Source organism: Roseivivax sp. CAU 1753, assembly GCF_054482575.1.
Map to the genome: position 1 here is coordinate 883,445 of NZ_JBTLRF010000001.1, position 12,406 is coordinate 895,850.

Consider the following 12,406-nt stretch of genomic DNA (forward strand, 5'->3'; position numbering starts at 1 on the left):
CCCTAGACTTCGTTCAGGTTGGCGTGCTCGCGGTCGAGTGACCCCTTCGACTGATCGTCCATCAGCGATTTCACATCATCGAGAAACGCGTAGATGTTGCCGCAGGACTCCTCGAGCGAGGTGAGGGAATCCTTGACCTTGGCATCGAGCGCCTGGGCGCGTTTGAGCGACCGGACCTGGCTGAGCGTGGTCCCCACGACACCGCGAATCTGCGGGCCACAGGTGCGCGCGAATCGCAGGATCGACAGATGCATCGCCGAGCGCGACGACTGCGCCTCGCCCAGGGCGGCGATCAGCAGTCGACGTTCGAACGCGGAGGTGATGGATTTGCGAAGCGTGTCGACGCTCAGTTCTTCCTTGGTCAGGTAGTCGGCGCAGCCCTTGCGCATCGCCTCGACCGCAATGTCGTGGCGATCGACCGACGTGATCATGATGGGGATCGCGTTCACCTGATCCTCGTGACTGATCAACAACTTGAGCGCATCGAGGCCGTTATCCATCTCGAGGTGGTAATCGAGAAAGGCGATGTCGATCTGCTGCGTGTCGATCACTGCCCTGAATTCGGCCAGGTCGCGCGCCTCGAACAATTGAAACTGCAGCCCGGCCTTGCGGCACAAGCGCCGCAGGCGGGCGCTGTCGGCTTCCATATCGTCGAGGACAAGGATGTTCAGCGGTGCGTCGGGATCGGTGCCTTCGGAAAACGCCGTTGCATACTGGGCCGTCGTTGAATTCATGTTTGTGTCATCCTCATGTTGCAAAGACCGTCCGCGCCAGAGGCTTGTGCCAACGACGGGACCACACCCCGCCGCGGTCAGAGTTGCCGACACACACACACGGCATGTGACACCGACTATCCGCGCGCTCGATTAAGAATAAATGAAGAACATCGATAACCGTCTTTGCCGACCAAGATCATGTTCTGGCCACATTTTTCTGCCCTCCGGAAGTGCCGCGGCAGGCCAGGACGGTGCAAAACGCGGCGCGCAAGCCAGAATCGGGGGGGCCGCTGCCCTGGTGCCCCGGCGCGCGAGGAAGGCGGTGCAAAGGTGGCACGGATGCGGTAACGGCTGTGCCCATGTCGCGATCACACGGTCCGGGTGTCGCATTCATTCAGTCCCGCGGGGCATCACTCGTCTAGACGATCCAGGATGCACCTTGCCAGCATGAGGCCCGCCCCATGACGCGATTTTCCGCCCTGTCGCTTCTGAAGAACGCGATGACCGGTCACAAGAACTGGACCGAGCAATGGCCCGACAGCCAGCCCAAGGATGAATACGACGTCGTCATCGTGGGGGCCGGCGGGCACGGGCTGGGTGCGGCCTACTACCTTGCGAAAGAGCACGGCATCACCAATGTCGCGGTGATCGACAAGGGCTGGCTGGGCGGCGGCAATACCGGGCGCAACACCACGATCATCCGGTCGAACTACCTTTATGATGAAAGCGCGCGGCTTTACGATCACGCGCTCGATCTGTGGGAGGGGCTGAGCCAGGAGCTGAACTACAACGTCATGTTCTCGCGCCGGGGCGTGATGATGCTGGCCCACAACGTGCACGACGTCCAGAGCTTCAAGCGGCACATCCATGCCAACCGGCTGAACGGCGTCGACAATCGCTGGCTTTCGACCGCCGAGGCCAAGGCCTTCTGCCCGCCGCTGAACGTCTCGCCCGATGCGCGGTATCCGGTGATGGGGGCAGCCCTGCAGATGCGCGCAGGAACAGCGCGACACGACGCGGTGGCCTGGGGCTATGCGCGCGGAGCGGCGGCGCGCGGCGTCGACATCATCCAGAACTGCCCGGTCACGTCGATCCGGCGCGGTCCCGACGGCGCGGTCGAGGGGGTGGAGACGGCGCGCGGCTTCATCCGGGCCAGGAAGGTCGCAGTGTCGGCGGCGGGCCATACCAGCATGGTGATGGAAAGCGCCGGTGTGAAGATGCCCTTGGAAAGCTATCCGCTGCAGGCGCTGGTCTCCGAACCGGTCAAGCCGGTCTTTCCCTGCGTGGTGATGTCGAACACCGTGCACGCCTATATCAGCCAGTCCGACAAGGGCGAGTTGGTGATCGGCTCGGGCACGGACCAGTATACCAGCTATTCGCAGCGCGGCGGGTTGCCGCTGATCGAGCACACGGTCGCGGCCATCTCCGAGGTATTTCCGATCTTCAACCGCATGCGGATGCTACGCAAATGGGGCGGAATCGTCGATGTGACGCCCGACCGCTCGGCGATCCTTGGCAAGACACCGGTGCACGGTCTTTACGTCAATTGCGGCTGGGGCACGGGCGGGTTCAAGGCAACGCCCGGGGCCGCGCACACCCTGGCCTGGACCGTCGCCAAGGACGAACCGCACCCGATCAACGCGCCCTTCACGCTGGACCGGTTCCGGACCGGGCGGCTGATCGACGAAGCGGCTGCTGCCGCCGTCGCGCACTGAGATGCGCGCAACTGAAAACGCGCACTGACATGCGCGCAACCAGCACAGCGCATTAAGGAGAGCCTGTATGCTACTGATCCACTGTCCTTATTGCGACGAAACCCTGCCCGAGCTCGAATTTGCCTATGCCGGCGAGGCGCATATCATACGGCCCGCAAACCCGGCGGCAGAAAGCGATGAAAGCTGGCGCGATTTCCTGTTCATCCGGTCGAACGTGAAGGGGCCGCATTATGAACGCTGGCGTCATGTGCATGGCTGCGGGCGGTTCTTCAACGCGCTGCGCGATACTGTCAGCGACCGGTTTCTGACCACCTACAAGGCGGGCCTGCCCCGCCCCGACATCTCGCCCGACAACTCGGACGCCAAGGAGCGCAAGACATGAGCCGGTTTCGCGTCACGGGCCGGGGTCGCATCGATGCCGATGCGCCGGTCTCTTTCACCTTCGACGGCAAGACCTTCGAGGGCCGCAAGGGCGACACCGTGGCCTCGGCACTCTTGGCCGATGGCGTGCACCTCATGGGGCGGTCCTTCAAGTATCACCGCCCGCGCGGTCCTGTCGCCGCCGGGTCGGAGGAGCCCAACGCGCTGATCGGCACCAAGCGTGACGCCGCAAGGTACGAACCCAACACCCGCGCCACCATGCAAGAGATCTATCCCGGGCTTCGCAGCAACAGCCAGAACAAGTATCCGTCGCTGAAATTCGACGTCGGTGCGGTGAACGATGCCGCCTATATGCTGTTCTCCGCGGGGTTCTACTACAAGACGTTCATGTGGCCGAAAAGCTTCTGGGACAAGGTCTACGAGCCGTTCATCCGCGAGGCGGCGGGCCTTGGCACCGCGCCGACAGAGACGGACCCCGATCACTATGCCTCGCGCTATCTGCATACCGATGTGCTGGTGGTGGGCGCGGGCCCGGCAGGCATCTGCGCGGCGCTGGCGGCGGCACGGACCGGGCTGCGCGTCACCCTCGTGGACGAGCACGCCGAACCGGGCGGCACCTTGCTGAGCGAACCGCAGGCCGACATCGCGGGGGCCGCCGCCTGGGACTGGCTGGCCGCGCAACTGACCGAGCTCGAGGCGCTTGGCGTCCGGGTGATGACCCGCACAACGGCGATCGGATACTACCACCAGAACATGATCGGACTATGCGAGAAACTGACCGATCACCTTGCCACGCCGCACCGGGACATGCCGCGCGAACGCATGTGGCGGGTCCGCGCGGGTCAGGTCGTCCTGGCGCAGGGGGCGCTGGAAAAGCCGCTGGTCTTCGATTGCAACGACCGGCCCGGCGTGATGCTCGCGGGGGCGGCGCAAACCTATCTCAACCGCTTCGGCGTGCGCGTGGGCGACCGCGCGGTGATCGCCACCGCCCATGACAGCGCCTGGTATGCCGCCTTCGATCTGTCCGACACCGGCTGCGAGATCGTGGCCATCGTCGATACCCGGTCAAACCTGCGTGCCGACCTGCTGACCGAGGCTGCCGCCCGCGGCATCCCGGTCATGGCCGGGCATTCCGTCTCGGGCACCGAGGGGCGTCTGCGGGTCGGCGCCGTGCGCGTCAATCGCGTGACCGATGGCAAGGCGCAACCCGGGCGACGCCTGTCCTGCGACTGCGTGCTGATGTGCGGCGGCTGGACGCCGTCGCTGCATCTCTTCTCCCATACCCAGGGCAAACTGGCCTGGGACGCGGACATGCAGACCTTCCTGCCCGACCAGAAGGCCGAGGCGTGCCAGATCGCGGGCGCGGGTCGCGGCCTCTGGGGGATCGAGGCGGCGCTGAACGACGGCTTCGCGATGGGGGCCGCCGCGGCTGTGGCGCTTGGAAGATCGCCCGAGGTACAGACGCTGCCGGTCGCCAACGACCGTCCGGGCACTGGCGCCAGCCATATCGAACTGCCCAGCGATCGCAGCCCGTCGAAAGCGCGCGCCTTTGTCGACTACCAGAACGACGTGACCGCCAAGGACCTGCGCCTCGCGGTGCGCGAGGGCATGCGCTCGATCGAGCATGTCAAGCGCTACACCACGAACGGCATGGCGACCGATCAGGGAAAGATGTCGAATATCAACGGCTTGAACATCGCGGCTGATGCGTTGGGCAAACCGCAGCCGCAGGTCGGCCTGACCACGTTCCGCCCGCCTTACACGCCGACCAGCTTCGGCGCTTTCGCGGGCTATCATCGCGGCGATCATTTCGAAGTCACCCGCAAGACTCCGATCGACGGCTGGGCTGCGGAACATGGCGCGGTGTTCGAGCCGGTCAGCCTGTGGCGGCGCGCCTGGTACTTCCCGCGCGGCGGCGAGACCATGGATCAGGCGGTGGCCCGTGAATGCCGCATGACCCGCGAAAGCCTTGGCATCTTCGACGCCTCGACGCTGGGCAAGATCGAGGTGGTCGGCCCCGACGCGGTCGAGTTCATGAACCGCATGTACACCAACCCCTGGACCAAGCTGGCCCCCGGGCGCACACGCTACGGCCTGCTTCTGGGCGATGACGGCTTTATCCGCGACGACGGCGTGATCGGGCGGCTGTCGGACGACCGTTTCCACGTCACCACGACGACGGGCGGTGCTGCGCGGGTGCTCAACATGATGGAGGATTACCTGCAGACCGAATGGCCCGACCTGGACGTCTGGCTGACCTCGACGACCGAACATTGGGCGACCATCGCGCTGAACGGTCCCAATGCGCGCAACCTGCTGGCACCGCTGGTCGACGGTATCGACATCTCGGACGCCGCCTTCCCGCACATGTCGATCGCCGAATGCACCGTGGCAGGCCTGCCCGCGCGGCTGTTCCGGGTCAGCTTCACCGGCGAGCTGGGGTTCGAGGTCAACGTGCCCGCGCGGCACGGTCGCACCCTGTGGGAACGGCTGATGGCGGATGGCGCGCAATACGACATCTGCCCCTACGGCACGGAAACCATGCACGTCCTGCGCGCCGAAAAAGGCTTCATCATCGTCGGCCAGGACACCGATGGCACCGTCACGCCCCATGATGCGGGGATCGCTTGGGCGGTGGGCAAGACCAAGCCGGATTTCGTCGGCATGCGGGCGCTGAACCGCCCCGATCTGGTGGCCCCGGGGCGCAAGCAGCTGGTGGGCTTGCTGACCGAGGATCGCTCGAAGCTGGAAGAAGGCGCACAGATCGTGCGCGACCCGAACCAGCCGCTGCCGATGACCATGGTGGGGCATGTGACCTCGTCCTATGACAGTCCGGCGGTGGGACGCCCCATAGCACTGGCGCTGCTGGAGGGCGGCCACGACCTGATGGGCGAGATCGTCCATATCCCGATGCCCGACGGCGTGATCGCGGCAAAGGTCACGGGCACCGTCTTCTACGACCCGGACAACAGCCGGTTGAAGCTTTGACGCGGAGTGAGACGATGACACAGCATGGCCAGTCCCCCAACCTGTCCCCCGACCTGACCCCCGGCCCACTGGCCAAGACCGGGGCCGCCCGCGTCGACCTGATCGCCCCTGTCGGGCGTTTCTCGTTGCGGGCACGGGCCGACGCCATTGCCGCGCTGTCGGCGGCGCTGGGGTTCGATCTGCCCGCAAGGATCGGCACGCGCACCGCGTCCGAGGGCACAGAAGCGCTGTGCCTCGGCCCTGACGAATGGCTGATCCTTGCCGCCGAAGACGCGGGCGCGGGTATCGTTGCGGCGTTTGCGGCGGTCTACGCCGACACGCCTCATGCCCTGACCGAGATCACCGACCGCGAGGTGACGTTCCGGCTTGGCGGGCCGCAAGCCGCCGAGCTTCTGACCCTCGGCATGCCCCGCGATGTCGACAGCATCGCGACAGGCGCGGCCCGGCGCACGCTGTTCGACGGGGCCACGGTGGTGCTCTGGCGCGACGGCGAACAGGACTTCCGCATGGATGTCTGGCGGTCCTTCGCGCCGCACGTGGCGTCGCTGCTGGTGACCGGGTGCACCGAACTGGCGCTTTGAACGCGGCGATGCGGGATAGCGGCGGGGCGGCCCCTTTGCGCCGTGGCGGCGGACCTCGGTGCGGTCGCATCGCGACACCTCGCAGAGCCCTCGTGCCACGTCGCCGCCGACCGGCGCGGTGCTGACCGTCGCTTCCCCGACCCATCTGTTTTGCGATTCTCACGGTATGGCGCGCGCGCCCTGCCCGCATCTGCGCGGCGGCGCGCAAATCCCGCGCAGATCCGATGCGACATGATCGCGCCCGGAGGATCGGAAGTGCTTGAAATATTCAAAAAATGGAATATAAATGAAACCAGACATGCAGCGCCCGGTGCCGATCGTCGCCGGGCCAGAACCAAGGACCACTGCCATGACCATCAATGTTGGAACCGTCGACCGTATCGCCCGCGCCATTCTGGGTGTCGTCCTTTTGTACCTTGCCTTCGCCGTTTTTGCAGGTGGCCTCTGGACGTGGCTCGCCGCCATCGTCGGTGTCGTCATGCTGGCGACGGCGGCCATGCGCTCTTGCCCGATCTATTCGCTGCTCGGCAAATCGACCTGCCCCCGCAACTGACACCGATCCCGTGATCGCGCCGACCGGAGACCTGTTATGAACGACCAGACCTTGCTTCACCCCGATGTCGAAGGGTTCTTCGACCCGGCCACCAACACGATCAGCTATATCGTGAAGGACCCGGCCACGAATGCCTGCGCCATCATCGATTCGGTGATGGACATCGACTACGCCGCGGGCCGCATCACCTATGACCACGCCGACGCGCTGATCGACCGCATCCACGAGCGCGACCTGTCGCTCGAGTGGATCATCGAGACGCATGTCCACGCCGATCACCTGAGTGCCGCGCCCTATATCCAGCAAAAACTGGGCGGCAAGATCGGCATCGGCGCCAAGATCATGGTGGTGCAGGAGACCTTCGGGAAGATCTTCAACGAAGGCACCGAGTTCCAGCGCGACGGATCGCAATTCGATGCATTGTTCGAGGATGGCGACACCTACATGATCGGCCAGATGGAAGCGCGCGCGATCTACACGCCCGGCCATACGCCCGCCTGCATGACCCATGTGATCGGCGACGCGGCTTTTGTCGGTGACACGCTGTTCATGCCCGACGGCGGCTCGGCGCGGGCGGATTTCCCGGGCGGCGATGCCGAAACGCTGTACGAGTCGATCATGAAGGTGCTGAGCCTGCCCGACGAGACGCGGCTGTTCATGTGCCACGACTACGGTCCCAACGGTCGCGACATCCAGTGGGAAACCACCGTCGCCGAGGAGAAGGCCCACAACATCCATGTGGGCGCGGGCAAGACCAAGGAAGACTTCGTGAAATTCCGCACCGAGCGCGATGCCACCCTCGATATGCCCAAGCTGATCATCCCGTCGCTGCAGGTGAACATGCGCGCAGGCGAAGTTCCCAAGGACAAGGACGGTCACCCGATGCTGAAAGTGCCGGTAAACGGGCTCTGACCGCCAAACCCGCACGCACAACCCGCCGGGGCGCGCTTTGCGCCCCGGTCGCACGTGAGGGATTGGCCACACGGTTGCCGATCCTTTTATTCCATCTCTTCCGCACGCCGAGGCCTGCATGATCCAAGTTCTGCGCCAATACCTGCCCATTCTCGACTGGGGCCGCCGCTATAACCGCGCGGCCCTGACCAATGATGCGGTGGCCGCGGTGATCGTGACGATCATGCTGATCCCGCAATCGCTGGCCTATGCGCTGCTGGCGGGGCTGCCGCCCGAGGCCGGGATCTATGCCTCGATCGTGCCGATCATGCTTTACGCGGTGTTCGGCACCTCGAACGCGCTGGCGGTGGGTCCGGTGGCGGTGGTGTCGCTGCTGACGGCCTCGGCGGTGGGGCAAGTGGCCGAACAGGGCACCGCGGGCTATGCCGTCGCGGCGCTGACGCTGGCCTTCCTGTCGGGCGGGTTCCTGCTGATCCTCGGCGTGTTCCGGCTGGGATTCATCGCCAATTTCCTCAGCCATCCGGTTATCGCGGGCTTCATCACCGCCAGCGGCATCCTGATCGCCACAAGCCAGATCAAGCATATCCTCGGCGTCGATGCCAGCGGCCATACCCTGCCCGAGATGCTGGGATCGCTGGTCACGCATCTCGGCCAGACCAGCGTTGCCACGCTGATCATCGGCGTCGCTGCCACCGGGTTCCTGTTCTGGGTGCGCAAGGGGCTGAAGCCCCGCCTGCTGGCGCTGGGGCTGAAGCCCATGATGGCCGATATCCTGACCAAGGCCGGGCCGGTGGCCGCCGTGGTCGCGACCACGCTGGCCACCTGGGCACTGGGTCTGGGCGAACGCGGCGTCGCGATCGTCGGATCGGTACCGCAAAGCCTGCCGCCGCTGACCCTGCCCGGCCTGTCACCGGACCTGATCGGGCAGCTTCTGGTGCCCGCGGTGCTGATCTCGGTCATCGGGTTCGTCGAGTCGATCTCGGTCGCGCAGACGCTGGCCGCCAAGAAGCGCCAGCGCATCGACCCCGACCAGGAACTGATCGGTCTGGGCGCGGCCAATATCGGCGCGGCCTTCACCGGCGGCTATCCGGTGACCGGCGGCTTCGCGCGCTCGGTCGTCAATTTCGACGCAGGCGCCGAGACGCCTGCCGCGGGCGCCTTTACCGCCATCGGCCTTGCCATCGCCGCCGTGGCCCTGACGCCGCTGGTCTTCTTCCTGCCCAAGGCCACGCTGGCCGCCACCATCATCGTCGCGGTGCTGTCGCTGGTGGATCTTTCGATCCTGAAAAAGACCTGGGCCTATTCGCGTCAGGACTTCGCCGCCGTGGCCGCCACGATCCTGCTGACCCTGACGCTGGGCGTCGAGATCGGCGTCGCCTCGGGCGTGATCCTGTCGCTGTTCCTGCATCTCTACAAGACCACCAAGCCGCATGTGGCCGAGGTCGGCCTTGTCCCCGGCACGCAGCATTTCCGCAATATCCTGCGGCACCGGGTTGCGACCTGCCCCAGCCTCGTGACCCTGCGCGTCGACGAGAACCTCTATTTCGTCAACGCCCGCTTTCTCGAAAACATGGTGATGACCCGGGTGGTCGAAGACGCCCACCTCAAGAACGTGGTGCTGATGTTCTCGGCGGTGAATGCGGTCGACTATTCCGCGCTCGAGACCTTGGAAGAGATCAACACGCGGCTGACCGAACTGGGCATCGGGCTGCACCTGTCCGAGGTCAAGGGCCCGGTGATGGACCGGCTCAAGGGCACGCACTTCCTCGAGCACCTGAACGGAGAGGTCTTCCTGTCGCAATTCGATGCCCATCAGGCGCTGGCGAAAGCCCCGCAAACGGTGGCGGCGCAGTAGGGAAAGGACCATTTTCACGCCGATCGCAGGCGCCGGAAATCACGCGGCGTCACATCACGCGGGCGTGCGCCAAGGCGCGGTCCCGCGACCTTTACCCGGTGGTACGCAACCCTAAATGTTCATTGAACCAACCATTTGCGGGACCCCGTGATGCTTGAATCCTTTTCAGCCGAAACCCTGGCGCGCGTGCAGTTCGCCTTCACCATCTCGTTCCACATCATCTTCCCGGCCTTCTCCATCGGTCTGGCGAGCTACCTTGCGGTGCTCAACGGGCTGTGGCTGGCACGGCGCAATCCGGTCTATCTGAACCTGTTCAACTACTGGAAGAAGATCTTCGCGGTGGCCTTCGGCATGGGCGTCGTGTCGGGCATCGTGATGTCGTATCAGTTCGGCACCAACTGGTCGGTCTTTTCGGACCGCACCGGTCCGATCCTTGGCCCACTCATGGCCTACGAGGTGCTGTCGGCCTTCTTCCTTGAAGCCGGTTTCCTCGGCATCATGCTGTTCGGGCGCGAAAAGGTCGGCGACCGCCTGCACATGGTCGCCACCGGCATGGTCGCCTTCGGTACGCTCATGTCGGCCACCTGGATCCTGTCGGTAAACTCGTGGATGCAGACGCCCGCGGGCTTTTCCATCGCCGCGAACGGTCAATTCGTGCCGGAAAGCTGGTGGGAGATCGTCTTCAACCCGTCCTTCCCGTACCGGCTCGTGCACATGGTCCTTGCGGCTTTCCTGACCACGGCCTTCGTCGTCGGCGGTGTCGGCGCGCTGCACCTTCTGCGCGACAAAACCGATGCCGAGGCGCGCAAGATGTTCTCGATGGCGCTCTGGATGGCGGTTGTTGTCACCCCGATCCAGATCGTCGCGGGGGACTTTCACGGTCTCAACACGCTTGAGTATCAGCCGCAGAAGGTTATGGCGATGGAGGGGCATTACGACAGCCACCCCGATGGCGCGCCGCTGATCCTGTTCGGAATCGTCGACGCGGAAAACCGCGAGATCGACTACAAGATCGAGGTGCCGCAGCTCTCGTCCCTGATCCTAAGCATGAATGGGGCGCGCCGATGGATGGACTCGACACCATCCCCGACGACGAGGAACCGCCCGTTGCCATCGTGTTCTATACCTTCCGCGTCATGGTCGGCATCGGCTTTGCCATGCTGGGCATCGGGGTCTGGAGCCTGTGGGCGCGCTGGCGCGGCACGCTTTACGACGCCCGCGCGCTGCAGCGGGTGGCGATCCTGATGGCACCCTCGGGCTTCGTCGCGGTTCTGGCGGGTTGGATCACCACCGAAGTTGGCCGGCAGCCCTACACCGTCTACGGCCTGATGCGCACCTCTGAAAGCCTGTCGCCGGTCGACGCACCCGCCGTGGCGACGTCGCTTCTGGCATTCATCGTGGTCTATTTCTTCGTCTTCGGCGCGGGCACCTATTACCTGCTGCGCCTGATGTCGCAAAAGGTCGACCACGCATCGACCGAGATCGACGAGGGACCGATCCGAACGGCGGGTATCACCCCCGCGCCGCAGGTCGAGCGCCAAGCCACGATGCCCGGCGAATAGCCCCCGGAAAGGAGCAAGAGCATGATGATCTTCGATCTCGCATTCATCTGGGCCGGGCTGATCGCCTTTGCGGTGCTGGTCTATGTCATTCTCGACGGGTTCGACCTTGGCGTCGGCATCCTGTTTCCCTTCGCCCGCTCAGAGCGCGAGCGGGATGTGATGATGAACACCGTGGCCCCGGTCTGGGACGGCAACGAGACCTGGCTTATCCTCGGCGGTGGCGGCCTGTTCGCGGTGTTTCCGCTGGCCTATGCCATCGTCATGCCCGCGCTTTACATGCCGATCATTCTGATGCTGCTGGGCCTGGTGTTTCGCGGTGTCGCGTTCGAGTATCGCTGGCGCACGCAGCGGTGGAAAAGCTTCTGGTCGGTGGCCTTCTTCGGCGGCTCCGTGGTCGCGACCTTTACCCAGGGCATCGCCCTCGGCGCGCTGGTGCAGGGCATCGCCTATGAGGGGCGTGGCTATTCGGGGGGGTGGTATGACTGGCTGACGCCGTTCTCGGTTTTCACCGGGTTTGCGCTGATCGTCGGCTACGCGCTTCTGGGCGCGACCTGGATCAACCTCAAGACCGAGGGCGCTCTGCAGGACAGGTTCCGGGGCTACGCCAAGCCGCTGGCCGCGGGAACGCTGGTGCTGATCGGCCTGGTTTCGGCGCTGACACCGTTTCAGGATGCGGTCTATTTCGAACGCTGGTTCGCCTTCCCCGGAGCGGTCTGGTCGGCCATTGTGCCACTGCTCGTGCTGGTCATCGCGTGGAAGCTGTTCGACGGGCTGAAGCAGGGCTTCGACCTGCAACCGTTCCTGATGGCCAACGCGATCTTCGTGGTGTGCTTTGTCGGCATCGGCATCAGCTTCTATCCGCATATCGTGCCGCCGTCGCTGACCATACAGGAAGCCGCCGCCCCGGACTCGAGCCTTCTGTTCACCCTGGTCGGTGCCGGGTTTCTGGTGCCGATCATCCTGATCTACACGGGCTACGCCTATTGGGTGTTTCGCGGCAAGATCGACGAACACTCGGGCTATCACTGATGCCCGGCACACGTCCCCTCTGGCACCGGCTGGCATGGTTTGCCGCGATCTGGCTGGCCTCGGTCGCGGGGCTGTCGGTGGTGGCCTACCTGATCCGGCTGGTCGCGGTCTGAG

Annotated in this window: 10 protein-coding genes and 1 pseudogene; 10 read left to right on the forward strand and 1 reads right to left on the reverse strand. The window is 64.8% G+C overall.

Going from position 1 to position 12,406, the window contains the following annotated elements:
* Nucleotides 1-2: 2 nt before the first annotated feature.
* Nucleotides 3-734 (reverse strand): response regulator, encoded by a 732-nt coding sequence (locus ACXYMN_RS04005; protein WP_459012152.1) that lies wholly within the window; start codon nt 732-734, stop codon nt 3-5.
* 443 nt (nt 735-1,177) lie between these two features.
* On the opposite strand from ACXYMN_RS04005, the gene ACXYMN_RS04010 reads away from it, so the two are divergent.
* The 10 genes and pseudogenes from ACXYMN_RS04010 (at nt 1,178) to ACXYMN_RS04055 (ending at nt 12,405) form a co-directional block, all read left to right on the forward strand.
* Nucleotides 1,178-2,431, forward strand: coding sequence for a sarcosine oxidase subunit beta family protein (locus ACXYMN_RS04010; protein WP_459012153.1), 1,254 nt, complete (start codon nt 1,178-1,180; stop codon nt 2,429-2,431).
* A gap of 67 nt (nt 2,432-2,498) precedes the next feature.
* Nucleotides 2,499-2,813, forward strand: a complete 315-nt coding sequence (locus ACXYMN_RS04015; RefSeq protein WP_459012154.1) for a sarcosine oxidase subunit delta — start codon at nt 2,499-2,501, stop codon at nt 2,811-2,813.
* Entirely contained in the window at nt 2,810-5,800 is a 2,991-nt protein-coding gene (locus ACXYMN_RS04020) for a sarcosine oxidase subunit alpha (RefSeq protein ID WP_459012155.1), read from the forward strand. Before ACXYMN_RS04015 ends, ACXYMN_RS04020 begins: the two co-directional genes overlap by 4 nt.
* Before the next feature lie 14 nt (nt 5,801-5,814).
* Entirely contained in the window at nt 5,815-6,381 is a 567-nt protein-coding gene (locus ACXYMN_RS04025) for a sarcosine oxidase subunit gamma (RefSeq protein WP_459012156.1), read from the forward strand.
* 349 nt (nt 6,382-6,730) lie between these two features.
* Entirely contained in the window at nt 6,731-6,934 is a 204-nt protein-coding gene (locus tag ACXYMN_RS04030; protein ID WP_459012157.1) for a YgaP family membrane protein, read from the forward strand.
* 36 nt (nt 6,935-6,970) lie between these two features.
* A complete protein-coding gene (locus ACXYMN_RS04035; protein WP_459012159.1) occupies nt 6,971-7,846 on the forward strand; it encodes an MBL fold metallo-hydrolase in 876 nt (291 codons plus the stop codon).
* Nucleotides 7,847-7,964: 118 nt separating this feature from the next.
* The gene (locus tag ACXYMN_RS04040; RefSeq protein ID WP_459012160.1) at nt 7,965-9,701 is read left to right on the forward strand and encodes a SulP family inorganic anion transporter; all 1,737 of its coding nucleotides are present in this window, start codon (nt 7,965-7,967) and stop codon (nt 9,699-9,701) included.
* Nucleotides 9,702-9,851: 150 nt separating this feature from the next.
* Nucleotides 9,852-11,263, forward strand: a pseudogene (locus ACXYMN_RS04045) (cytochrome ubiquinol oxidase subunit I).
* A gap of 24 nt (nt 11,264-11,287) precedes the next feature.
* Nucleotides 11,288-12,292: a cytochrome d ubiquinol oxidase subunit II gene (gene cydB, locus ACXYMN_RS04050; protein ID WP_459012356.1), complete on the forward strand. Its 1,005-nt coding sequence runs from the start codon at nt 11,288-11,290 to the stop codon at nt 12,290-12,292.
* The gene (locus tag ACXYMN_RS04055) at nt 12,292-12,405 is read left to right on the forward strand and encodes a DUF2474 family protein (RefSeq protein WP_459012161.1); all 114 of its coding nucleotides are present in this window, start codon (nt 12,292-12,294) and stop codon (nt 12,403-12,405) included. Before cydB ends, ACXYMN_RS04055 begins: the two co-directional genes overlap by 1 nt.
* Nucleotide 12,406: the final 1 nt, after the last annotated feature.

Excerpts from the sequence above, each read along its gene's own strand:
- ACXYMN_RS04005 (WP_459012152.1), bottom strand. The coding sequence starts at position 734 with ATGAATTCAACGACGGCCCAGTATGCAACGGCGTTTTCCGAAGGCACC.
- ACXYMN_RS04010 (WP_459012153.1), top strand. The coding sequence starts at position 1,178 with ATGACGCGATTTTCCGCCCTGTCGCTTCTGAAGAACGCGATGACCGGT.
- ACXYMN_RS04015 (WP_459012154.1), top strand. The coding sequence starts at position 2,499 with ATGCTACTGATCCACTGTCCTTATTGCGACGAAACCCTGCCCGAGCTC.
- ACXYMN_RS04020 (WP_459012155.1), top strand. The coding sequence starts at position 2,810 with ATGAGCCGGTTTCGCGTCACGGGCCGGGGTCGCATCGATGCCGATGCG.
- ACXYMN_RS04025 (WP_459012156.1), top strand. The coding sequence starts at position 5,815 with ATGACACAGCATGGCCAGTCCCCCAACCTGTCCCCCGACCTGACCCCC.
- ACXYMN_RS04030 (WP_459012157.1), top strand. The coding sequence starts at position 6,731 with ATGACCATCAATGTTGGAACCGTCGACCGTATCGCCCGCGCCATTCTG.
- ACXYMN_RS04035 (WP_459012159.1), top strand. The coding sequence starts at position 6,971 with ATGAACGACCAGACCTTGCTTCACCCCGATGTCGAAGGGTTCTTCGAC.
- ACXYMN_RS04040 (WP_459012160.1), top strand. The coding sequence starts at position 7,965 with ATGATCCAAGTTCTGCGCCAATACCTGCCCATTCTCGACTGGGGCCGC.
- cydB (WP_459012356.1), top strand. The coding sequence starts at position 11,288 with ATGATCTTCGATCTCGCATTCATCTGGGCCGGGCTGATCGCCTTTGCG.
- ACXYMN_RS04055 (WP_459012161.1), top strand. The coding sequence starts at position 12,292 with ATGCCCGGCACACGTCCCCTCTGGCACCGGCTGGCATGGTTTGCCGCG.